A 21,639-nucleotide genomic window follows, 5' to 3' on the forward strand; every position below is an offset into this window, starting at 1 on the left:
CGTGAAGCGGTCAGCCCATCAGCGTGACGAGGATGGCCTTTTGCACGTGCAGGCGGTTTTCCGCCTGGTCGAAGACCACTGAGTGGGGGCCTTCGATCACCTCGTCGGTGATCTCCTCGTTGCGGTGGGCGGGCAGGCAATGCAGAACAATGCAGGCCGGGTCGGCGAGATCAACGATGTTGCCGTTGATCTGAAAGTCTTTGAAGGCCTGTTCCCGTTCTTTTTGCTCCCCCTCTTGGCCCATGCTCGCCCAGACGTCGGTGTTGAGAACCATGGCGCCTCGGGCGGCTTCGGCCGGATCGTGGGTATAGAGGATGTGGGCGCCCATTTTTTCGGCGCGAGCCACAACCGCGGCATCCGGCTCATAGCCTTTGGGGGTGGCGACGCGCAGTTCGAAGCCGAAAACGGCGGCGGCGTTGATCCAGCTGTGGGCCATGTTGTTGCCGTCGCCGATCCAGCAGTAGACCTGATCGTGGTAGCTCCCCTTGTGCTCGATGACGGTGAAGAGGTCGGCCATCACCTGGCAGGGGTGATAGAGATCGGTCAGGCCGTTGACCACCGGGATCTTGGCGTAACGGGCGAAATCCTCGACCAGTTGCTGGGAAAAGGTGCGGATCATGACCCCGTCACAGTAGCGGGCCATGACCCGGGCGCTATCCTGAACCGGTTCGCCGCGCCCCATCTGGGTATTGCCCGAGGAGAGGAAGAGGGCGTGGCCGCCGAGTTGAAACATCCCCGCTTCAAAAGAGATGCGGGTGCGGGTCGAACTCTTTTCGAAAATCATCGCCAAGGTCTTGCCCTTGAGCAGATGATGTTCCTCGCCGCGCTTCTGCTTGGCCTTGAGGTCGCGGGTCAGGGCGAAAATTTTGTCCAGGTCGTCGCGACTCCAGTCGGTCAGCGCGAGAAAGTCTTTGGGCATTGTTTTTACTCCGGAAAAACAGGAGCAAGGATCGAGGCTAAAAGGAAAAGGGGGTATTCACCCTTCCTTTCTCCTTTTTCCTTTCCCCTTTTTCCTGAATTCATATTTCGTTGAGAATGCCGTCGAGAATGACGATCATCTCGTCGATTTCCGCCTTGGTCACAATCAGGGGCGGAACGAAACGCAGCACCGTGTCGTGGGTGACGTTGAGCAGTAGCCCCCGTTCGTGCCCCTTCTTGACGATGTCGCCGGCGGGGATGCTCAGACCCATGCCGATCATCAGGCCGATGCCGCGCACTTCCTCGACGATCTTGTAGCGGCTTTGCAGCTTCTTCAGTTCGCCGGTAAGATAGGCGCCCATCTTCACGGCATTCTCCAGAACCCCTTCGCCGAGCAGGGTTTTCATCGTTGCCAGGGCGGCGGTGGTCATCAGCGGGTTGCCGCCGAAGGTCGAACCGTGAGTGCCGGGGCTGAAATCGGCGGCGATCTCGGCGCGAGCGAGCATGGCGCCGATGGGCGCGCCGCCGGCCAGGGCCTTGGCCAGGGTCATGATGTCGGGAGCGATGCCGAAATGCTCGTGGGCGAAGAGTTTGCCGGTGCGCCCCAGGCCGGTTTGAACCTCGTCGAAGATCAGCAGCAGCTGGCGGCGGTCACAGAGTTCCCGCACCGCCTGCACGTACGCGGCGCTCGGTACATTGATCCCCCCTTCTCCCTGGATCGGCTCCAGCATTACTGCGCAGGTATGGGGATGGATGGCGGCTTCGAGGGCGGCGATGTCGTTGAAGGGAACGTGGTAAAAGCCGTGCAGCAGGGGATCGAAGAAGCGCTGTACCTTCTCTTGGCCGGTGGCCGAGACGGTGGCCAGGGTTCGGCCGTGGAAGGATCCGGCGGCGGTAATGATCTGGTAGCGCTCCGGTCCGTATTTTTCCCGGCTATATTTGCGTGCCAGCTTGATCGCCGCTTCGTTTGCTTCGGCGCCGCTGTTGCAGAAGAAGGCCTGGTCGGCGAAGCAGTGGGCGCAGAGCAGCTCGGCCAGTTCGATCTGCTGGGGGATCTGATAGTAATTGGAGCAGTGGATAAGCGTTGCCGCCTGCTCCTGGATGGCCTTGACCACGTTGGGATGGCAGTGGCCGAGATTGTTCACTGCCACCCCGGCGAGAAAGTCGAGATAGCGCTTGCCGTCCACATCCCACAGCTCGCAACCCTTGCCCCGTACCGGGACGATGGAGTAGCGGCCGTAGGTTTTCATGATGACCTTATCGCTCCGGGCGACCCATTGTTCAGTGTTCATGATGTCCTTTTCCGCGCGGTTTAGCGCGCGTCAATATTGATGTTTTTTACAAAAGCATCACGTTGGATGACTAGGCAAAAAGCGCCAAATGCAAGGCGCGCCATGTTTGATCAATGAGGCGTACTTACGTACGTCAAAGCAGCGAGACGATGGCAGCAACGCAGCCGTTGGCAAGTTTTTGCGCCGTCATCAATATCGATCAGGCAGGCGTTCAATGTGGAGCAGAGAGTTTCCGCGGCGGTCAAGCCCTTTGCCGCGGTTGTAATCTCTCCTATACTGACGGCGTCAGCGTATGGGCCGGTGGTGAAATGGAGACGCGCGGTTTTCAATTCCTCCTCGGCGATAATCGCTGCTGGATTTTCGCATCATCACCGGGTTCATCATAACCCTGTGCGGCCTTCGCCCTTATTGCACAATCTCCGTCCCCACCCCCTTGTCGGTGAAGATTTCCAGCAGCACAGCGTGTTCGACGCGGCCGTCAATGATATGGGCCTTTTTGACGCCGGCGTCAAGGGCCTGGGCACAGCATTCGACCTTGGGGATCATGCCGCCGACGATCGATTCGTCGCTGATCAAGCGATGCATCTCGGTTACCGAGATACTGGGGAGCAGGTCGCCCTGCTTGTTTTTGACTCCCTGCACGTCGGTGAGCAGAATCAGCTTTTCGGCTTTGAGGGCGGCGGCGACCCGGCCGGCGACGACATCGGCGTTGATGTTGTAGCTTTCCCCGCCGGCACCGACCCCGACCGGGGCAATGACCGGAATGAACTTGCCGTTCTCCAGGGTGTCGATCAGCGCCTGGTTGACCCGGATCACGTCGCCGACAAAGCCGATGTCGACCCGGTCGATGGAACCGTCTTCCTGCCGCACTTCCTGCAGCATCTTCTCGGCCAGCAGCAGTTCGCCGTCCTTGCCGGAGAGGCCGACGGCACGGCCGCCGTGCTGATTGATGAGGCCGACGACCTCCTTGTTGACCTGCCCGACCAGCACCATCTCCACCACGCCCATGGTGGCGGCATCGGTGACGCGCATGCCGCGCACGAACTCGGAGACGATCCCGTACTTTTTCAGGGTCTCGTTGATCTGCGGTCCGCCGCCGTGGACAATGACCGGATTGAGGCCGATGTATTTGAGCAGCACCACATCTCGGGCGAAGGATTCCTTGAGTTTTTCGTCGGCCATGGCGTGCCCGCCATATTTGATGACGATGGTGGTGCCGGCGAAGCGCTTCAGGTACGGCAGCGCCTCCATCAGGATGTTGGCTTTATTGATGAGGTCTTGCACGTTTTCCTCCGGAAAACAGGTCAAAGGGCAAAGGCTGAAGAAGGCTGAAGGCTGAAGGCTGAAGGAAAACGGCTTATTTCCCTTTCTCCTTTTTCCTTTAGCCTTTCTCCTGAATTACAGAATATACCGGGACAGATCCTCGTCCTTGACGATGTCGGCGAGGCGTTCGCGGATGTAGGCGGCGTCGATAAGGACGCGCTTGTCGCGGCGTTCCGGGGCGTCGAAGGAGAGATCCTCCAGCAGCTTTTCCATGATGGTGTGCAAGCGCCGGGCGCCGATGTTTTCGGTGCGCTCGTTGACCGTCGCGGCGGTGCGGGCGATTTCGTGGACGCCGTCGTTGCTGAAGTCGAGCTCGATCCCCTCGGTGTGCATGAGTGCGGTGTACTGGCGGATCAGGGCGTTTTTCGGTTCGGTGAGGATGCGTACGAACTCTTCCTCGCCGAGATTCTCCAACTCGACCCGGATGGGAAAGCGCCCCTGAAGTTCGGGAATCAGATCCGAGGGCTTGGCGACATGAAAGGCGCCGGCGGCGATGAAGAGCACATGATCGGTCTTGACCGGGCCGTACTTGGTGTTGACCGTGCTCCCTTCGACAATGGGCAGGATGTCCCGTTGCACTCCCTCGCGGGAAATCTCGGGGCCGTGTCCCCCTTCGCGGCTGGCGATCTTGTCGATCTCGTCGATGAAGATGATGCCGCTCTGCTCGGTGCGTTCCTTGGCCAGGGCATGGACCTTGTCCATATCGACCAGCTTTTCCGCCTCCTCGTTGACGAGAATCTCCCGCGCTTCGGCGACCTTGATGCGCCGCCGCTTGGTCTTTTTCGGGAAGAGATTGCCGAACATCTCCTTCATGTTGAAGCCCATTCCCTCGGAGCCCGGTGGGGTGAGGACCTCCATCATCGGCATCTTGATTTCCTGGGTTTCGATCTCGACGAAGCGTTCGTTGAGCTCCCCCAGGCGCAGCAGCTTGCGCAGTTTGTCGCGGGTTCCGCCTTCACCGCCGGCCTCGCTGCTCCGGATCTCGCCGGGCAGCAGTAAGTCAAGCAGCCGTTCCTCGGCCTGATCCTCGGCTTTCAAGCGCACGGCTTGCGCTTCTTCCTGCTTGACCATGATGATCGCCAGTTCCACCAGATCGCGGACCATGCTTTCCACGTCGCGGCCGACGTAACCGACTTCAGTGAACTTGCTCGCTTCGACCTTGACGAAAGGCGCTTGGGCCAGTTTGGCCAGGCGTCGGGCGATTTCCGTCTTACCGACTCCGGTGGGGCCAATCATGATGATGTTTTTCGGTGCGATTTCGTCGCGAAGTTCCGCCGATACCTGCTGTCGCCGCCAGCGGTTGCGCAGGGCCACAGCGACGGCGCGCTTGGCTCCCCTCTGGCCGACGATGTAGCGGTCAAGCTCGGAAACGATTTCCCGAGGGGTGAAGTTGTTCACGGCAAAACCTCCACGAGAATGCTGTCGTTGGTGTAGATGCAGATACCGGCGGCGATATGCAGCGACTGCTCGGCGATTTGCCGGGCACTCAGTTCCGAGTGATTGAGCAGGGCGCGGGCGGCGGCCAGGGCATAGGGGCCGCCGGAGCCGATGGCGGCGACGCCGTCGTCCGGTTCAATGATGTCGCCGGCGCCGGAGAGGATCAGGGTGGTCTCAACGTTGGCCACGATCAAGAGGGCCTCCAGGCGCCGCAGGATGCGGTCGGTGCGCCAGTCCTTGCCGAGGGCGACCGCCGCCCGGGGAAGGTTGCCCCGATACTCCTGAAGCTTGGCATCGAACTTCTCGAACAGGGTGAAGGCGTCGGCGGTGCTGCCGGCGAACCCGGCCAGGACCCGGTCGTCATACATACGCCGCAGCTTGCGGGCGCCGTGCTTCATCACGGTGTTGCCGAGGGTTACCTGACCGTCGCCGGCCAAGGCGATTTCGTCGTTTTTGCGGACGCAGAGAATAGTCGTTCCGTGAAACATGGGATATCCCCCCTGCCGGTTTTTCGGAGAAAGAAAAATGCGATTAATATAGCACAGCCCCGGCGTCATGAAAAAGAAAAATGCCGCCCTTCCCCGGGGCTTCGGGGCGGGCGGCAGCGGGCATGGCGACCCGAAAAAGCCCTTAGCGCAGGGGCAGTTCCAGGGTGGCGACGGCCCCCCCCTCGGGAGCGTTTTCGAGGAGCAGACGACCATCGTGATCGTTGAGAAATTGACGGGCGTAGAAAAGTCCCAGGCCGAAGCCCCGCACCTGTCCGGTGTGGTCCGGATCGACCTGATAGAACTTCTCGAAGACCTTGGGGAGTTCGTCCTGGGGGATGCCCCGCCCGCTGTCCTTGACGATCAGGCGCGCCGAGTTGCCGGAAAGGTCGCCGAAGAGATGAATCGTCCCCCCCTTGGGGGTGAACTTGATGGCGTTCTCCAGAATCGCCCGGAGGGCGAAACTGATGCGTTTGCGGTCGAGCATCATCTCGGGGAAATAGCCCTCCAGGGAAGTGCTCAGGGTGACCCCCTTGTTCAAGGCACTGTAGTTCAGGTCGCAGGCCACGCTCTGGGCGATATCCCGCAGGTTGCAGGGGCTCAGCTCCGACGGACCCTCGCGCAGGATGACCTCACTGTAGACCAGCAGATCCTTGATCAGGTAGCCGAGATATTTCGACTCGTCGAGAATCAGGGCCAGGGTCTGCTGATAACCGGGGTCTTTGGGGTCGCCAAAGCCCCGGGAAAGATTCTGGATAAAGAGGGAGATGGCGGTGATCGGGGTTTTCAGCTTGTGCGAGACGAGGCCGAGAAACTCTGATTTGAGCTTGTCCAGGCGCTTGAGATGGAGCAGTTCTTCCTTGAGCGCCTTCTTCTCCAGAACCCGGTCGATGGTGGTCTTGAGCTGCAGCAGGTTGATCGGTTTGGTGATGAAGTCGTCGGCGTCGGACTTGAGGGCGCGCAGAATGACGTCCTTGTCGGCATAGCCGGTCATGATCACCACAACCTGGTTGGGCGTTTTGTCCTTGATCGTCTTGAGCAGGTCAAGGCCGTTGAGGCGCGGCATCATGACGTCGGCGAGGATGACGTCGGCGGTTTCACCGGTGAGCATTTGCAAGGCCTGCTCGCCGTCCTCGGCCTGGAGAATGCGGTAGCCCTTGAGTGCTCTGGCGCAGAGATCGCGGATGATCGGCTCATCGTCCACGATGAGGATGGTCCGTCCTTCCATCTCCTGTCGCTGCTGCGGTTCGTTCCTGAGCGTGGATCGCAAGGACTCCTCCCTGTTGATGGTTTCCGGGCTTGCCTAGTTGCTTCGCATGGCGGTGCGCAGCAGTTCGCCGGCACCCTCCAGGGTCTGGGTGAGCCGTTCCGGCTGGTTGCCGCCGGCCTGGGCGAGATCGGGGCGGCCGCCCCCTTTGCCGCCGACCTGCTCGGCCAATATGCGGATCAAATTGCCGGCGTGCAGGCGACCGGTGAGATCCTTGGTGACGGCAACCAGCAGGTTGGCCTTGCCCTCTGCCTGGCTGCCGAGGATGACCACCCCCGAGCCGAGCCGATCACGCAGCTGATCGGCCAGCTCCCGCAGGCCCTTGGCGTCGGCGCCGGGAATTTGCACGGCCAGCAGCTTGATGCCGTCGATTTCCCGCACCCGATCGAGCAGCTCTGCCGCCTGGCCGGCGTTGATGCGGTCTTGCAGCATCTCCACCTCTCGTTCCAGCTCCTTCTGCCGTTCCAGCAGTTTTTGCAGGCGCATCTGGACCAGCGGCCGGTCGCTTTTCAGGAGCGCGGCCAGTTCTCCCAGGGTTTTTTCCTCTTCCTGAACCAGCGCCAGGGCGCGGGCACCGGTGGCCGCCTCAATGCGGCGGACGCCGGCGGCGATACCCGTTTCCTGAAGGATCTTGAACAGGCCGATGTCGCCGGCGGCCCGGGTATGGGTGCCGCCGCAGAGTTCCATACTGAAGTCGCCAACGCGAACCACCCGCACCCGGTCGCCGTATTTTTCGCCGAAGAGGGCTGTGGCGCCGGCGGCGATGGCCTCTTCATTTTCCATTTCGCAGGTGTCGACCGTCTGGTTGTCGCGGATGCGCCGGTTGACCTTGATCTCGACCCGGCGCAGTTCGTCGGCGGTCATGGCCGAAAAGTGGGTGAAGTCGAAGCGCAGGCGTTCGGGGGTAACGAGCGAACCGGCCTGCTTGACATGGTCGCCGAGAACCTCGACCAGCACCGCTTGCAGGATGTGCGTGGCCGTATGGTTGAGAGCCGTAGCCCGACGCGCCGCTTCGTCCACCAGCAGTTCGACGGTATCTCCGGTGTGCAGCACGCCCTTGGTAACTTTGACCAGATGCACCGGCAACTCCGGCAGCGGTTTGCGGGTGTCGAGCACCTCCAGTTCGGCGCCGTCCGCGACGATCTGCCCCCGGTCCCCGGACTGGCCGCCTGATTCGCCGTAGAAGGGGGTCTGGCTGGTGACGACCTCGACCTCGTCGCCTCTTTCCGCCAGGCTTACCGGCTGTCCATTTTTGAGAATGGCCGTTACCGTGCCGTGACCGCGTGTGGTCTGATAACCGGTGAATTCGCATTGCCGCCCCTCTTCGAGGAGTTTGCGGTAGACCGCCGCCACCGCCTCTTCTCCCGAACCCTTCCAGTTTTCACGGGCTTTTCTGCGCTGCTCGTCCATGCAGGCCTCAAAGCCCACCTCGTCGAGGGTGTAACCATCCTTCTCGACGATGTCGGCGGTCAAATCGACGGGGAAGCCGAAGGTATCGTAAAGGCGGAAGACCACCTCGCCGGGGATGAGGGTACTGCCGGCCGCCTTGAGTTTGGCGATCTCTTCGGCGAGGATGCGCAGGCCGTTGCCGAGGGTCTGAATGAAGCGCTCCTCCTCGTTTTTCACCACTTTGGCGACGAAATCCTTGCGTTTGGCTTCCTCGGGGTAGGCGTCGGCCATCATTTCCAGTACGAAGGCGGCGGTTTTAAACAGGACCGGGTCTTCAAAGCCGAGCATCTTGGCATGGCGCATGGCCCGGCGCATGATCCGCCGCAGCACGTAGCCGCGTCCTTCGTTGCTGGGGAGGACGCCGTCGGCGATGAGAAAGGCGGTGGCCCGGCTGTGGTCGGCGATGACCCGCATGGAGACGTCATGGTCGGGGTCGGCGCCGTAGCCCTTGCCGGAAAGTTTTTCGACGTAGGCGATAATGCCGCGCAACAGGTCGGTGTCGTAGTTGGATTTGACCCCTTGCATGACCGTGCAGATGCGCTCCAGGCCCATGCCGGTGTCGACCGCCGGTTTCGGCAGCGGCGTCAGGGTGCCGTCGGCGGCGCGGTTGAACTGCATAAAGACGTTGTTCCAGATCTCCATGTAGCGGTCGCAGTCGCAGCCGACGGTACACTCGGGCTTGCCGCAGCCGACCTCGGGACCGTTGTCCCAGAAGATTTCCGTGCAGGGGCCGCAGGGACCGGTATCCCCCATCGACCAGAAATTATCCTTTTCGCCGAAGCGGAAGATGCGCTCGCGGGGAACGCCCTCCTGCTCGTGCCAGATGTCGGCGGCCTCGTCGTCGTCGGTGAAGACGGTCACGTAGAGTCGGCTCTTGTCGAGTTTGAGATCGACGGTGAGAAATTCCCAGGCGTAGGCGATGGCTTCCTTCTTGAAGTAGTCGCCGAAGGAAAAATTGCCGAGCATTTCGAAGAAGGTATGGTGGCGAGCGGTGCGACCGACGTTTTCCAGGTCATTGTGCTTGCCGCCGGCGCGCACGCACTTCTGGCTGGAGGCGGCGCGTACGTACTCGCGCTTCTCGTTGCCGAGAAAGCAGTCCTTGAACTGGTTCATGCCGGCGTTGGTGAAGAGCAGGGTCGGGTCGTTATGGGGAACCAGCGGCGAGGAGGAGACCACCGTATGGCCGCGTTGCTCGAAAAAACTCAGGAAACGGGAGCGGAGTTCTTTGCCGGTTATCATGGTCTGTCTTCTCTTCCTCTCTGCAGGGGGGGATGGGTTGGATGAAGTCTTCAAGTATTAGCACCACGCCGCGAAAAGGCCAAGAAAATCCTTGGCGCGGTAACGAAAACCCGGGCGCGGCGAAGTTCAGGTATCGGAATTTCTGCAGCAGGCGAGAATCTGCTCAAAAGGGAAACCCCGGCGCAGAAAATAGTGGATGACGCGGCGACGCTGACGTTCGTCCGCTTGGGCATAGGAAAACCCGGAAAAGCGTCGCTCCAGCAGTTCGGCCAGCAGGCGCTCGCGGTCGATATCATGTTCCGCCTCCTCGGCGGCTGCTCGGGCCAGATCTTCATCGATTCCCTGGCGCTTGAGCTCGGCCCGCAGGCGTCCGCCCACGGCCCGGCCGTTGCTCATGAGGCTTCGCGCCCGCAACCGGGCGAAACGACCGTCGTCAAGGTAGCCGAGCTCCCGGCAGCGTTCCAGGGTAGCGGCGATGGCGTTTTCCGCGAAGCCCTTGCGCCGTAGGCGCTCAGCCAGTTCCCCCTCGCTGCGGTCGCGACGGGCAAGCAGGGCCAGGGCGACGCTCCAGGGATCAGTGCCGCTCAATCTGGATCTCGTCTTCGGCGGGCTTGTTGCCACCCTTGTCGAAGTCGTCCCAGGACAGGTCCGAAGTGGAGGAGATCCCTGAGAATTTCAACTTGAAATCATCGGGGTTGGAGCACTGGCGCAGGGCTTCATCGAAGGTGATGAGACCTTGTTTGAGCAGACTCATCAGCGACTGGTCGAAGGTCTGCATGCCGTAGGAGACGAACCCTTGCTGGATGGCATCCCGCAGCAGCTTGGTCTTGTCCTTGTCGTCGACCAGTTCCCGGGTGCGGGCGGTGGAGACGAGGACCTCAATGGCCGGCACCCGACCCTTGCCGTCGGCGCGGGGAACCAGGCGTTGGGAGATGATCCCCTTGAAAACCCCGGCCAGTTGGATACGCACCTGACGCTGTTGGAAGGGGGGGAAGACCGAGATGATGCGGTTGATGGTCTCGGTGGCGTCGATGGTGTGCAGGGTCGAGAGGACCAGGTGGCCGGTCTCGGCGGCGGTCAGCGCGGTCTCGATGGTTTCGTAGTCGCGCATTTCGCCGACCAGGATGACGTCCGGATCCTGGCGCAGGGCACTCTTCAGGGCGACACCGAAGCCGGTGGTGTCGAAACCCACCTCGCGCTGGTTGATGATGCTGCTTTTATCTTTGTGCAGGTACTCGATGGGGTCTTCGATGGTGACGATGTGAGCGGTGCGGCTGCTGTTGATGTAGTCGATCATCGCTGCCAGGGTTGTTGATTTGCCCGAACCGGTGGCGCCGGTGACAAGGATCAGGCCGCGGGTTTCCGAGGCGATCTTCTTCAGCACCGGCGGCAGGGTCAACTCGTCCAGCCCCTTGATTTCGAAGGGGATGAAACGGAAGACCATGGAAATGGAGCCGCGCTGCGAGAAGACGTTGACGCGGAAGCGCCCGAGACCGGGGACGCCGTAGGCAAGGTCGGCTTCATGAAGTTCCTCGAAGTTCTGACGCTGGCGTTCGTTCATGATCGACATGGCCATTTTGCGCATTTCATCGGGAGTCAGCCGCGCCGCCTTGGGGTGTGGGCGCAGGGCGCCGTCGATGCGGTAGGTCGGCGGCAGACCCGCTTTGAGGTGAACGTCCGAGGCCCGTGCCTTCAAGGCGACGGCGAGGATTTCATTCAGTTCCATGGCTTAGCTCTCCTCCGCGGGGGGAGTCGCCGGTGTCAGGCCGTAATGAACCAGGATCTTCTCCTCGATTTCCCGGGCCGTTTCCGGGTGCTCGCGCAGGAACTGTTTTGCATTTTCACGGCCCTGACCGATGCGCTCACTGCCGTAGGAAAACCAGGCGCCGCTCTTGTCGATGACGTTGCACTCGGCGCCGAGATCGACAATATCTCCCTCCCGGGAAATCCCCTGATTGTACATGATGTCGAACTCGGCCTCCTTGAAGGGGGGGGCGACCTTGTTCTTCACCACCTTGACCCGGGTGCGATTGCCGATCACATCCTGGCCGTTCTTCAGCGAGGCGATGCGGCGGATATCCATGCGGACCGAAGCGTAGAATTTGAGGGCGTTGCCGCCGGTCGTCGTCTCCGGGTTGCCGAACATGACGCCGATCTTCATGCGGATCTGGTTGATGAAGATCACACAGCAGTTCGATTTGCTGATGGTGGCGGTGAGTTTGCGCAGCGCCTGGGACATGAGCCGCGCCTGCAGGCCCATATGCGAGTCGCCCATTTCCCCCTCGATCTCGGCTTTGGGGACCAGGGCCGCCACCGAGTCAACCACGAGCACGTCGATGGCGCCGCTACGCACCAGGGTTTCGGTGATTTCCAGCGCCTGCTCGCCGGTATCCGGCTGGGAGACCAGCAGATCGTCGGTTTTCACCCCGAGTTTGCGGGCGTAGCCGATGTCGAGGGCGTGCTCGGCGTCGATGAAGGCGGCCATGCCGCCAAGTTTTTGCGCTTCGGCAGCGATGTGCAGGGCGAGAGTGGTCTTGCCCGAGGATTCGGGGCCGAAGATTTCGATGATGCGGCCGCGGGGGACGCCGCCCACGCCGAGGGCGATGTCCAGGCCGAGGGCGCCGGTGGAGATGGCCTGCACGCCCGGCAACGCCAGGTCCGTGCCGAGGCGCATGATGCTCCCCTTGCCGAACTGCTTTTCTATCTGGCTGATGGCCAGGTCGATGGCCCGATCACGGTTAGTGTCCGCCATATCGTCAATCCTTCCGCATGGGTTGGTAGTCGTTTGTCAGGATGTCGCCGCCCGGGGGAGCCCCAGCGTCACGACACGCAAGGGAAGGTGGGTGGCGCCGTTTGCCGCCAGGCGGCTTTCGAAGAGAATCAGCTGCTCGGCCCGGAAGCCGCCGATGGATCCCGCCGCGAGGCGCTGCCGGAGATCCTCGGGGAATGCCCCGGGCTGGCGCCAGCGGCCCAGGGTCAGGTGCGGGGTAAAGGGCCGGGTTTCGCGGGGAATGCCGAGGGTCTCAAGGCCTTTGTCTAAGGCACGAAAGAGCTTTGCCAGGATTTCCCCCACGTCGATACCGAGCCATAGAACCCTCGCCCGGGAGGGGCCGGGAAAGGTTCCCAGATTCGTGATGCCGATGTCGAAAGGAGGGAAGACCGCTCCTACCGATAGCATGATTTGCCCTATTTTTTCAACTGTTTCTTCCGGCAGGTCGGGGAGGAAGCGGAGGGTGAGGTGAAGGGTTTCCGGACGGACCCAACGGAGATCCGGAAGGCTGGGGGCGAGCTCTTTTTGCAGATGCGCGGCTTGCCGGCGAAAATCTTCAGACAGGGGAATGGCCAGAAAGGCTCGCAATTTGCTCATGGGCTCCTTCCAGGGGTAGGGGCTCAAGGGGGAGAAGCAGGTGGAAGGCACTTCCCCCGGCGCCCTCGCCGGTGCCGGGGCTCTCGACCCAGGTCATGCCGCCGTGGGCCTCGATCACCCCCTTGACCAAGGAGAGCCCGAGCCCAACCCCCTTGCCGCCAAAAGAGGTGCGGGAGGTGAAGTGGCCTTCGGGCGAGCCGACCTCATAGAATTTGTCGAAAATCCGCATCTGCTCTGATGGATCGATACCGACGCCGGTGTCGCGGACGCTGAGCTGCAAAAACCGAGGGGGCATGGGCCGGGTGAAAAAAACGGTGGAGAAGTTCCGCAGTTGCTCCTCCCGAAGGCGCAGTTCCCGATTATGCAGAAGATTCCCGCTGATTTCGATCGCCCCCCCCGCGGGGGTGAACTTGACGGCGTTCTCTATCAGGCGATGGAAGGTTTTGCCCAGTTGCCGGGCATCGCCGTGAAGCTCCTCGGTCGGCAAGGGAGCGACGCTGAAGCTGAGGCCTCGTTGCCGGAAAAACTCCTGGAATTTCTGTTCAACTTCCGCCAGCAGGGTCGGCAGGTGGACTTTGCCCCGGGTGATCGGGCAGGCGTTGGCCTCGATGTGGGCCATGTCGAGCAGATCCTGGACGATTTCGTGAAGTCGTTGACCGCCATCGTGGATGGCGCGCAGGACGTTACGTTCCTCGTCGTTGAGGCGGCCGCGCAGGGTGTCGGAGAGGAGTTGGGAGCCGGAGAGGATGTAGGTCAGGGGGGTGCGCAGCTCATGGGAAGCGAGAGTGATGAAGTTGCTCTTCAGGCGCTCGGTCTGTTCCAGCGTCCGGTTGGCCAGTTCCATCCGGCGCAGGCTGTCGCGCAGTTGCAGGCGGGACTGCTCAAGCTCCCGCATACTCGCTTCAGTCAACCGGTGCTGCCACTGCAAAGCATCGTAAAGCTCGACGCTGTCCACCGCTCCCCCCAGCTGCTTACCGATAGCCAGCAGCAACCTGACCTCTTCCCGGCCGAAGATGCGCTCTTTAAAGGTAAAAAAGAAGAGAACACCGACGGTGCGTTGGTCGGAAACCAGGGGCACTGCCTGATAGCCGCGCCAGCCCGCCTGCCGCAACGACTCCAGGGAAACCCGGCTGTCGTGGCGCAAATCCGGGGAAGAGCGGGGCTTGCCATTGGCCGCCACCCGGCCCGCCAGCCCCTGTCCCACCACCAGATACCGCAAGTCGGAAAGAGCCGGTTCCTCGATTCCCCGATGCACCAGCAGGTGCAGTTCGCTCCCCTGATGGCGCAGCAGGAAGATGCCGCCGCCGTCGGCGGAAAAGGTTTCCAGCACCCGACCGAGAACGCTATCGAGCATGCGTTCGGCATCCCGGCTGCCGGCGGCCTGATGGGCGATATCGTTGACCAGGGCGAGGTCGCGGTTTTTCTGGCGGAGCTCCGCTTCGATACGGCGCATCTCGCTGACATCCCGGAGTACGCAGTGAACGACCTTGTGTTTGCCGAGATCGCCGAGACGGGCGTGGAGTTCGCCATGCATGAGTCGGCCGTCTCGGCAGCGGATGAGCAGGTCCGGCACCTCGCCGTAGCCGTTCCGCTGGACCTTTTTGACCAGGCGCAGATAGCGGCGGCGCTGTTCGCCGGGGAAAAGTTCGCCAAGGGGGAGGTCGGTGAGCGTTCGCCCCGGGTAGCCAAGAAGTTGCTCCCCGCGGCGGTTGATGTCGAGAAAAGTCCCGGTTTCGGGATGGATGAAGAAGATGGCGTCGCCGGCATTGTCGAAGAGATGTTGGAAACGCAGGTTCGCCTCTTCTGCCGAATGGCGCAGCTGGGTATTCTCAGCCACGAGGCGTTGCCGTTCACGCCCAGGCAGGCCGTGGCGGCGGATCAGAGAAAGCCCAGGAATCAGCAAAGCCAGACCGGTCAGTAGCACCAAGGCGCCTTCGGCGAAGCTCGGGGCGAAAAATTCCCGTCCCATCAGGACAGCCAACAGTAGCACGACCAGCGCTGTCGCCATCAATCCCGGATGTTTTGTGGGGAGCCAGGTGCGCCGCAACAGCGTAGGGGTGGATTTCTCGGAAGAGTGATTGCTGTTTGTAGCCATGGCGTGATTGCAGGTCTGCGGGTTCTCCGCGTCAGGCTTTCTCCAGATGTCGGCGCAGCCGGTCGAGGGCCATGCAGGCGCTCAGGCGGCGGACGGTGTCGCGGTTGCCGGAGAAGCGGTAGCCTTTGACCTCTTCTCCGGACTCGCTTGCCAGGCCGATGAAAACGGTTCCCACCGGTTTCCCCGGGGTGCCGCCGTCCGGTCCGGCGATGCCGGTGACCGACAGGGCAAGGTCGACCCGCGCCGCTTCGCGGATGCCTTTTGCCATGGCGCGCGCGCATTCGGCGCTGACCGCGCCCTGCGTTTCGAGTACGCTTTCCGGCACCTTCAGCCAGTCGTGTTTGGCGCTGTTGGCGTAAGTCACTGCCCCCCGTTCGAGAAAGGCCGAGGCCCCCGGCAGGTCGGTGAGCTGCTTGGCGATCCAGCCGCCGGTGCAGGACTCGGCTAAAGCCAGGGTTTTCCCTTTTTCCGTCAGTAACCGCGCCACGGTTTGGGGCAGGGATGCATCGCCGACGGCGATGACGAAATCTCCCAGTGTCCGGCGGGCCAGGGGCTCGGCCCGATCGAGCAGAAGTGCGGCCGCTGCACCCGAAGTTCTAAGCTTGACATGGACAAAAGGAAAGTCAACTCCGAAAGCTACTTGCACGCCTTCCGGAAGTCCGGCGGCGGCGAGCAGTGCCTCGCATTTCGGCTCGGAAAGACCGAAGACCTTGAGCACCCGTTCCCGGGTTGGCGTCTCTTCGCCGTAGTCCCGCTCCAGGCGGGGCAGGACCGCTTCTTCGAGCATGGCGGTCATCTCCGCCGGTACCCCGGGCAGAAAGAAGCAGCTGCAGTGCCCCGTTTCAAGGTGAAAGCCCGGTGCGGTTCCCCGCTTGTTGGCGAGAATCTCTACCCCCGCGGGAAGGAGCGCCTGTTTGTCGTTGCGCGGGTGCATGGTCAGGTTGTGGCGCAGAAAATAGGCGCGGATCTCCTCCAACGCTGCCGGGTTCTCCTCCAGGGGGCGGGCGAAGGCCCGGGCCGCCGCCTCGGCGGTCAGATCGTCCGCCGTCGGCCCGAGTCCGCCGGTGACGATCAGCACCGCCCGCCGGTCGGCCAGCCCTTGCAGGGCGGCGACGATACCGTCCATCTCGTCCCGCACGCTCAACGAATCGCGCACGGCGAACCCCCGCGAAGCGAGGATGCGGGCGATGGCGGCGGTGTTGGTGTCGGCCATCTCGCCGTTAAGCAGTTCGTCGCCGATGGTCAGAACCGAAAGACTGACGCCCATTTCATCCTCCCAAGAATCCGTTCAGTAGAGGCAGCAGCAGACGTAGAGCGACGGCGCCATAGAGTCCCGCCACCACATCGTCCAGCACCACGCCGTAACCGTTTTTCAGCCTTTGGTCAAACCAGGAGGCCGGCGGCGGTTTGAGGATGTCGAAGACGCGGAAGAGCAGGAAGCCGAGGAGCGCCGCGTTCCACGAAAAGGACAGAAAGGCCACCGTGACCAGATAGCCGACCAGCTCGTCGATGACGATGCGCCCGTCATCCGCTACCCCGTAGATTTTACCGGCCGCCCCCGCCGCCCAGAAGGAAAGGAAGAGCAGGGCCAGCCAGGTCAGCAGATAGAGCAGAGGCGGAAAGCCGCTGAGCAGATAGAAGACGGGAATTCCCGCCAGGGTGCCGAAAGTGCCCGACGCCACCGGCGCGTAGCCGAGCCCGGCGTTGCTGGAGAGGAAGAGGATGAAACGGTTCATGAAGGCCTGTGATTCGTGATTGGTTATTGATGATTGGTAGGCCGCTCAAAAATCGCTTCCGCCGCCCGTTCCACCAGCCGGTAGACTTCCGGTAGGGGACGGCCCGAGGCTTCGGCGAGGGCGCGGCAGCTGGCGTATTCGGCGCTGACGCGCAGCAGTTTTTCGCCCTCGTAAATGAGCTTGACCGCCGCTTCGCCGAGTTCGGTGGCGACGGTGGCGTTGTCGCGGCGCAGCTTGAGGCGTTCAGTTTCGTAACGGCGCACCCCGATGGCGCTGCTTTCCTTGAGCAACAGTCGGGCGAGGCGCTCCGCCAGGGGGGGCGGGGCGACAACCGTGACGTGCAGGCCGGGGCGGTTCTTCTTCATCTGCAAGGGGCTGTAACCGACGTCGAAGGCGCCGGCGGCGAGCAGGCGTTCCATGAGAAAACCGAGGACTTCCGGCGTGGTGTCGTCGAGGTGGGTTTCCAGTACGGCGACCCGGTCGATCTCACCGTTCTCCGCCGTTTCGCCGAGCAACCCCCGCAGCAGGTTGGGACGATCGGGGAGGTCGCGGCCGCCGACGCCGTAGCCGGTTCGTTCCAGCGTCATGGCCGGTAGCGAGCCGAATTCGGCAATTTCGGCGGCGATAGCGGCACCGGTGGGGGTGACCAGTTCCTGGTCGCAGCGGCCGTCGACGATTGGCAACCCTTTAAGGATTTCCAGGGTCGCCGGGGCCGGCAGGGGGATGGCGCCGTGGGCGCACATGACCGTGCCCTGGGACATGGGCAACGGCCCGCAGACGACGCGCTCGACATTGAGCAGGGTCAGGCCGACGGCGGCGCCGACGATATCGACGATGGAGTCGACCGCCCCGACTTCGTGGAAATGCACCGTCTCCAAGGGTACGCCGTGGACTTTGGCCTCGGCTTCACCGACCCGGCGGAAGATGCGCCGGGCGAGTTCCCGGGCCGTTTCGGGCAGGGTAGAGTCGGCCAGCATGCGGTCGATGCCGGCCCAGGTGCGGTGGTGATGGCCTTCGTCGATGGCGACCAGCACCCGGCAGCCGCTGATGCCTCGCCGCGCTTCGTGCCGTGCGGTGAGGGCGTAGCCGGAAACCGGAAGTTTACGCAGTTCGATTTCAATGGCCGGCAGGTCGACGCCAAGGTCGACGAGCAGACCGAGCATCATGTCGCCGGAAATGCCGGAGACGGGGTCGAGGTAGAGGGTTTTCATGAGATGATCCGATTGATGCGGGTGGCGGCATAGGCGGCGCCGAAGCCGTTGTCGATGTTGACCACGGTAACGCCGCCGGCGCAGGAATTGAGCATGCCGAGGAGGGCGGCAACGCCGCCGAAGGCGGCTCCGTAACCGACCGAGGTCGGCACGGCGATGACCGGCACGGAAACCAGGCCGCCGATCACCGAGGGGAGCGCCCCCTCCATGCCGGCGACGACGATGACCACCGCCGCTTTTCGCAACTTTTTGGCGCTGGCGAAGAGACGGTGAAGGCCGGCGACGCCGACGTCGACCAGTTCTTCTACCGGATTTCCGAGCATGCGGGCCGTGACGACCGCTTCCCGGGCGACGGGAAGGTCGGACGTTCCGGCGCAGATCACCAGCACCGGGCCGCGGGTGGCAATTTCCAGCGGCCGTTGGGTCAGGCAGAAGGCACGGGCGTCGGTGTCGTAAGTCGCGTCGGGAAAGTGCGCCAGCAACGATTCGACTTTTTCCGGTGCAATGCGGGTGACGAGGACGTTGCTCCCCTTTTCCGCCATCTTCTCGACGATGGTAAAGATCTGGGCGGCACTCTTGCCCTCGCCGAAAATCACTTCCGGCGCGCCTTGGCGCAATTCGCGGTGGTGGTCGATCATCGCGACGCCCACATCCTCGAAGGGGAGGGCGCGCAGCCGTTCCATCCCCGCTTCGACGGAAAGCCCGCCGTCGCGGATGGCCTGGAGCAGGTTCTTCAAGTCGTTGGGATGCATGGATATCCTCGTTTAACGGCTGAATTTTTACGGGAAATCGACTTTACCGGACAAGTACCGGCGTTGCAAGGGCTTCATTTCCAGGGGGATAGCGATTTTCTTTGGCCGAAGCGGACGCGCCGCTTCCTACCGACAAGATTAATGATACACTTTTCGTTATTATTGCCAATCAATTGATGCTTTTGCAAAAAACATCACAAGTGGATGACTAAGCAAAAAGCGGCAAATGCAAGGCGCACAATTGTCGAGCAATAAGGCGTACTTATGTACGTCGAAGCAGCGAGGCGATTGTAGCAACGCAGCAGTTGGCGAGTTTTTGCGACGCCATCAACCAATCGGGAGGATAAACCCATGGAAGAGAAAATCCGGATCGGCATCAGTGCCTGTCTGCTGGGACAAAAGGTGCGTTTCGACGGCGGACACAAGCGCGACCCGTTTCTGGTCGAGACGTTGGGGCGCTATGTGGAGTATGTGCCGGTTTGTCCGGAGGTGGAGGTGGGGTTGCCGACGCCCCGCGAGGCGCTGCGCCTGGTCGGTGAGGCCGAGGCGCCGCGCCTGGTTTTTTCCCGGAGCGGCGAGGAGATCACCGGGCGTATGCAAGCCTGGGCGGCGGGGCGTCTGCGCGAACTGGAGAAGGAGAACCTCTGTGGCTTCATCTTCAAATCCCGCTCGCCGAGCAGCGGCATGGAGCGGGTCAAGGTCTACGACAGCAAGGGCGTGGCGCACAAGACCGGGGTGGGGATCTTCGCTCGCGCCTTCATGGACCACTTTCCCCTGCTGCCGGTGGAGGAAGACGGGCCGCTCAACGATCCCAAGCTGCGGGAGACCTTTATCGAGAGCCTTTTCACCCTCAAACGCTGGCGGGAGACGGCGGACAGGCAGCGCACCCGGGGGGCGCTGGTCGACTTCCACACCCGCCACAAATTGCTGATCCTCGCCCACGGCACTGAAATTTACCGCGAGATGGGGCGGCTGGTGGCGCGGGCCGATCTCTCTGTGGACGAGCTCTACGCCGCCTATTTGCCGTTGCTGATGAAGGCCTTGCGTCTGCAATCGACCATCAAGAAGAACGTCAACGTCTTGCAGCACATGCTCGGTTATTTCAAAAACCAGCTCAGTGCCGACGAAAAGCGTGAGATGCTGGAGATCATCGAGCATTACCACCAGGGGCTGGTGCCGCTCATCGTTCCCGTGACCCTGATCAACCATTTCACCCGCAAATACGACCAGCCCTATCTCAAGCAGCAGGTCTACCTCAATCCCCATCCGCTGGAATTGCAGTTGCGCAACCACGGGTAAAGGCGGTGAAGCTACTTTGTCCCGGTCAAAAGGGTCAGGGTGCTTTCCATGGTGGTGCCTTCGAGGCTCAGGTAGAGGTTGCCTTCGGTGATGGTCAGATCCCATTCGATGGTGCGTTGCAGGCGGGCGACCAGCTGTTGTAGGAAATCGTAGTCGATCCCCCATACGGTCAGGTTGGGGATGGCGGCGAGTTTGGCCAGGTGCTGGTTCTCCCAGCGATAGCGGGCCGGGCCATAGGCGAAGACAACGATCTGTTCAGCGTGGCGGCTCGCCTTGAGCAGCCGTTCGGGATCGGGCTGACCGACCTCGATCCAGGTCAGCACCCGGCCATCCGGGCCCTTGATCCACAGGTCCGGCTCGTCCCCGGCGCAGATCCCCTTGGTGAAGGCCAGATCCTCCTCGTAGGCGACGGCGTAGGCCAGGATTCGCGTCAGCAGTCGCTCGGCGGTTTCCGAGGGATGGCGGGCGACGGTGGTTTGTAGCTTCAGATAGAGATTGCGGTCGACATCCGCGAGTTGGATCGCGACGCGATAGATGGTTGCTGGCAGGGCCATGATGAGAAAATTTCCTTTCCGTGGGGCGCCGGTTCGCAGCATAGCGGTGGAGAGTGGGAAAGGCCAGGGCAAAGTTGTTTCGCGACGGTTGACAGGTCGCGCGCGGGGGGAGTAATAAAACGAAACGAAAATGAAGAGGAGAACTCCGATGAGCATGACGACCTTTACCGCCCTGCTGGTCGAGAAGACCGGCGAAAAAGAGTACCGCCGTTCCATCGTCAACCGTTTGTTGGCGGACCTGCCCTCTGGCGAGCTGCTGGTGCGGGTGCGCTATTCCTCCCTGAACTACAAAGATGCCCTCTCGGCCCTGGGCAAGCCCGGCGTCACCAAGCACTATCCCCATACCCCGGGGATCGACGCCGTCGGCGAGGTGGTGGAATGCGCTGGCGGCGCCTTCGCGCCGGGGGATTTGGTGATCGTCACCGGCTTTGATCTGGGGATGAACACCGCCGGCGGCTACGGTCAGTACATCCGCGCCCCTGCGGACTGGGCGGTGCGCCTTCCCGTCGGACTGAGCGCCCGCGAGAGCATGATCCTCGGCACCGCCGGCTTCACCGCCGCCCTGTCGGTGTGGAAGTTGGCCGAAGCCGGAGTGGGGCCTGAGGCCGGCGATATCCTCGTCACCGGCGCGACCGGCGGCGTCGGCAGCCTGGCGGTAGCGATTCTGACCCGGGCCGGCTACCGGGTGACGGCGGCCACGGGCAAAGCGTCGGAAAAAGATTTTCTCCTGTCCCTGGGGTCGGCGGAAGTGATCTCCCGGGACGAGGTGCTGGCCGGATCGGATCGGCCGATGATGAAAGAGCGCTGGGCCGGGGTGGTCGATGTGGCCGGTGGCGAAACCCTGGTCGCGGCGATCAAATCGACCCGCTACGGAGGGGTGGTGACCTGCTGCGGCCTGGTCGCCTCGCCGGAGCTGTCCATGAATGTCTTCCCCTTCATCCTGCGCGGCGTCAGTCTGCTCGGCGTCGATTCGGTGCAATGCCCCATGGCGCCGCGTCTCAAGGTCTGGGGAAAACTCGCCGGCGACTGGAAGCCGACGCATCTGGAAAGGGTCGTCGAGGAAACCACCCTCGAAACTCTGGAACCCAAGTTTCATGCCATTCTCAAAGGCCAGGTCAAGGGGCGGGTGCTGGTCAAATTGTAGAAAGTTGGCTCCTCTCCCTGAAAAGGGGGGGGGCTGGGGGGGATTTTACGGGAGGCTCTTCATTGGCCGCC

General features: G+C 62.2%; 20 protein-coding genes. 3 read left to right on the forward strand and 17 right to left on the reverse strand.

The features are described from left to right. Positions 1 to 10: 10 nt before the first annotated feature. On the reverse strand, positions 11 to 919 hold the full coding sequence (argF, locus tag RBR25_RS09525; protein WP_432819321.1) for an ornithine carbamoyltransferase: 909 nt from the start codon (positions 917 to 919) through the stop codon (positions 11 to 13). Between the two features lie 100 nt (positions 920 to 1,019). Continuing rightward, on the reverse strand, positions 1,020 to 2,210 hold the full coding sequence (locus tag RBR25_RS09530) for an acetylornithine transaminase (RefSeq protein ID WP_432819322.1): 1,191 nt from the start codon (positions 2,208 to 2,210) through the stop codon (positions 1,020 to 1,022). Between the two features lie 149 nt (positions 2,211 to 2,359). Between RBR25_RS09530 and RBR25_RS09535 the strand changes: the two genes are divergently transcribed. Then, on the forward strand, positions 2,360 to 2,596 hold the full coding sequence (locus tag RBR25_RS09535) for a hypothetical protein (RefSeq protein WP_432819323.1): 237 nt from the start codon (positions 2,360 to 2,362) through the stop codon (positions 2,594 to 2,596). Between the two features lie 19 nt (positions 2,597 to 2,615). Here RBR25_RS09535 and argB read toward each other — a convergent pair whose 3' ends face one another. The 14 genes from argB to larB all read right to left on the reverse strand — a co-directional run bounded on the left by argB (position 2,616) and on the right by larB (position 18,571). Further along, positions 2,616 to 3,494, reverse strand: coding sequence for an acetylglutamate kinase (argB, locus tag RBR25_RS09540; RefSeq protein WP_432819324.1), 879 nt, complete (start codon positions 3,492 to 3,494; stop codon positions 2,616 to 2,618). Between the two features lie 114 nt (positions 3,495 to 3,608). Beyond that, complete coding sequence (gene hslU, locus RBR25_RS09545; protein WP_432819325.1) at positions 3,609 to 4,931, reverse strand: ATP-dependent protease ATPase subunit HslU; 1,323 nt, start codon at positions 4,929 to 4,931, stop codon at positions 3,609 to 3,611. Then, positions 4,928 to 5,458 carry an ATP-dependent protease subunit HslV gene (gene hslV, locus RBR25_RS09550; protein WP_432819326.1) on the reverse strand — a complete coding sequence of 177 codons (531 nt, stop codon included), beginning with the start codon at positions 5,456 to 5,458 and terminating at the stop codon, positions 4,928 to 4,930. The genes hslU and hslV overlap by 4 nt, the downstream gene beginning before the upstream one ends. A 142-nt stretch (positions 5,459 to 5,600) precedes the next feature. After that, a complete protein-coding gene (locus tag RBR25_RS09555; RefSeq protein ID WP_432819327.1) occupies positions 5,601 to 6,725 on the reverse strand; it encodes a response regulator in 1,125 nt (374 codons plus the stop codon). A gap of 33 nt (positions 6,726 to 6,758) precedes the next feature. Further along, the gene (gene alaS / locus RBR25_RS09560; RefSeq protein WP_432819356.1) at positions 6,759 to 9,407 is read right to left on the reverse strand and encodes an alanine--tRNA ligase; all 2,649 of its coding nucleotides are present in this window, start codon (positions 9,405 to 9,407) and stop codon (positions 6,759 to 6,761) included. Positions 9,408 to 9,536: 129 nt separating this feature from the next. Then, positions 9,537 to 9,998 carry a regulatory protein RecX gene (locus tag RBR25_RS09565; RefSeq protein ID WP_432819328.1) on the reverse strand — a complete coding sequence of 154 codons (462 nt, stop codon included), beginning with the start codon at positions 9,996 to 9,998 and terminating at the stop codon, positions 9,537 to 9,539. Beyond that, a complete protein-coding gene (locus tag RBR25_RS09570; RefSeq protein WP_432819329.1) occupies positions 9,985 to 11,136 on the reverse strand; it encodes a type IV pilus twitching motility protein PilT in 1,152 nt (383 codons plus the stop codon). The genes RBR25_RS09565 and RBR25_RS09570 overlap by 14 nt, the downstream gene beginning before the upstream one ends. A 3-nt stretch (positions 11,137 to 11,139) precedes the next feature. Beyond that, positions 11,140 to 12,162: a recombinase RecA gene (gene recA, locus RBR25_RS09575; protein ID WP_432819330.1), complete on the reverse strand. Its 1,023-nt coding sequence runs from the start codon at positions 12,160 to 12,162 to the stop codon at positions 11,140 to 11,142. Positions 12,163 to 12,198: 36 nt separating this feature from the next. After that, on the reverse strand, positions 12,199 to 12,777 hold the full coding sequence (thpR, locus tag RBR25_RS09580) for an RNA 2',3'-cyclic phosphodiesterase (RefSeq protein WP_432819331.1): 579 nt from the start codon (positions 12,775 to 12,777) through the stop codon (positions 12,199 to 12,201). Beyond that, positions 12,737 to 14,785, reverse strand: coding sequence for an ATP-binding protein (locus RBR25_RS09585; protein ID WP_432819332.1), 2,049 nt, complete (start codon positions 14,783 to 14,785; stop codon positions 12,737 to 12,739). The genes thpR and RBR25_RS09585 overlap by 41 nt, the downstream gene beginning before the upstream one ends. 118 nt (positions 14,786 to 14,903) lie before the next feature. Beyond that, positions 14,904 to 16,139, reverse strand: a complete 1,236-nt coding sequence (locus RBR25_RS09590; RefSeq protein ID WP_432819333.1) for a CinA family nicotinamide mononucleotide deamidase-related protein — start codon at positions 16,137 to 16,139, stop codon at positions 14,904 to 14,906. 1 nt (position 16,140) lies between these two features. Continuing rightward, on the reverse strand, positions 16,141 to 16,608 hold the full coding sequence (locus RBR25_RS09595) for a phosphatidylglycerophosphatase A family protein (protein ID WP_432819334.1): 468 nt from the start codon (positions 16,606 to 16,608) through the stop codon (positions 16,141 to 16,143). Positions 16,609 to 16,631: 23 nt separating this feature from the next. Further along, a complete protein-coding gene (gene larC / locus RBR25_RS09600) occupies positions 16,632 to 17,819 on the reverse strand; it encodes a nickel pincer cofactor biosynthesis protein LarC (RefSeq protein WP_432819335.1) in 1,188 nt (395 codons plus the stop codon). Next, a complete protein-coding gene (gene larB, locus RBR25_RS09605; protein WP_432819336.1) occupies positions 17,816 to 18,571 on the reverse strand; it encodes a nickel pincer cofactor biosynthesis protein LarB in 756 nt (251 codons plus the stop codon). The genes larC and larB overlap by 4 nt, the downstream gene beginning before the upstream one ends. A gap of 351 nt (positions 18,572 to 18,922) precedes the next feature. Between larB and RBR25_RS09610 the strand changes: the two genes are divergently transcribed. Continuing rightward, entirely contained in the window at positions 18,923 to 19,870 is a 948-nt protein-coding gene (locus tag RBR25_RS09610) for a YbgA family protein (RefSeq protein WP_432819337.1), read from the forward strand. A gap of 11 nt (positions 19,871 to 19,881) precedes the next feature. Here the strand turns inward: RBR25_RS09610 and RBR25_RS09615 are convergent, their stop codons facing one another. Continuing rightward, on the reverse strand, positions 19,882 to 20,424 hold the full coding sequence (locus tag RBR25_RS09615) for a YaeQ family protein (RefSeq protein ID WP_432819338.1): 543 nt from the start codon (positions 20,422 to 20,424) through the stop codon (positions 19,882 to 19,884). Between the two features lie 148 nt (positions 20,425 to 20,572). On the opposite strand from RBR25_RS09615, the gene RBR25_RS09620 reads away from it, so the two are divergent. Then, positions 20,573 to 21,568, forward strand: coding sequence for a YhdH/YhfP family quinone oxidoreductase (locus tag RBR25_RS09620; RefSeq protein ID WP_432819339.1), 996 nt, complete (start codon positions 20,573 to 20,575; stop codon positions 21,566 to 21,568). The last annotated feature ends 71 nt before the right edge of the window (positions 21,569 to 21,639 follow it).

Source organism: Trichloromonas sp., assembly GCF_034006665.1.
Lineage (GTDB): Bacteria > Desulfobacterota > Desulfuromonadia > Desulfuromonadales > Trichloromonadaceae > Trichloromonas.

What these genes read in the sequence shown, in the direction of transcription:
- argF (WP_432819321.1), bottom strand. Translation starts at nt 919, where the DNA reads ATGCCCAAAGACTTTCTCGCGCTGACCGACTGGAGTCGCGACGACCTG.
- RBR25_RS09530 (WP_432819322.1), bottom strand. Translation starts at nt 2,210, where the DNA reads ATGAACACTGAACAATGGGTCGCCCGGAGCGATAAGGTCATCATGAAA.
- RBR25_RS09535 (WP_432819323.1), top strand. Translation starts at nt 2,360, where the DNA reads ATGGCAGCAACGCAGCCGTTGGCAAGTTTTTGCGCCGTCATCAATATC.
- hslV (WP_432819326.1), bottom strand. Translation starts at nt 5,458, where the DNA reads ATGTTTCACGGAACGACTATTCTCTGCGTCCGCAAAAACGACGAAATC.
- RBR25_RS09570 (WP_432819329.1), bottom strand. Translation starts at nt 11,136, where the DNA reads ATGGAACTGAATGAAATCCTCGCCGTCGCCTTGAAGGCACGGGCCTCG.
- recA (WP_432819330.1), bottom strand. Translation starts at nt 12,162, where the DNA reads ATGGCGGACACTAACCGTGATCGGGCCATCGACCTGGCCATCAGCCAG.
- thpR (WP_432819331.1), bottom strand. Translation starts at nt 12,777, where the DNA reads ATGAGCAAATTGCGAGCCTTTCTGGCCATTCCCCTGTCTGAAGATTTT.
- RBR25_RS09585 (WP_432819332.1), bottom strand. Translation starts at nt 14,785, where the DNA reads ATGGCGACAGCGCTGGTCGTGCTACTGTTGGCTGTCCTGATGGGACGG.
- RBR25_RS09590 (WP_432819333.1), bottom strand. Translation starts at nt 16,139, where the DNA reads ATGGGCGTCAGTCTTTCGGTTCTGACCATCGGCGACGAACTGCTTAAC.
- RBR25_RS09595 (WP_432819334.1), bottom strand. Translation starts at nt 16,608, where the DNA reads ATGAACCGTTTCATCCTCTTCCTCTCCAGCAACGCCGGGCTCGGCTAC.
- larC (WP_432819335.1), bottom strand. Translation starts at nt 17,819, where the DNA reads ATGAAAACCCTCTACCTCGACCCCGTCTCCGGCATTTCCGGCGACATG.
- larB (WP_432819336.1), bottom strand. Translation starts at nt 18,571, where the DNA reads ATGCATCCCAACGACTTGAAGAACCTGCTCCAGGCCATCCGCGACGGC.
- RBR25_RS09610 (WP_432819337.1), top strand. Translation starts at nt 18,923, where the DNA reads ATGGAAGAGAAAATCCGGATCGGCATCAGTGCCTGTCTGCTGGGACAA.
- RBR25_RS09615 (WP_432819338.1), bottom strand. Translation starts at nt 20,424, where the DNA reads ATGGCCCTGCCAGCAACCATCTATCGCGTCGCGATCCAACTCGCGGAT.
- RBR25_RS09620 (WP_432819339.1), top strand. Translation starts at nt 20,573, where the DNA reads ATGAGCATGACGACCTTTACCGCCCTGCTGGTCGAGAAGACCGGCGAA.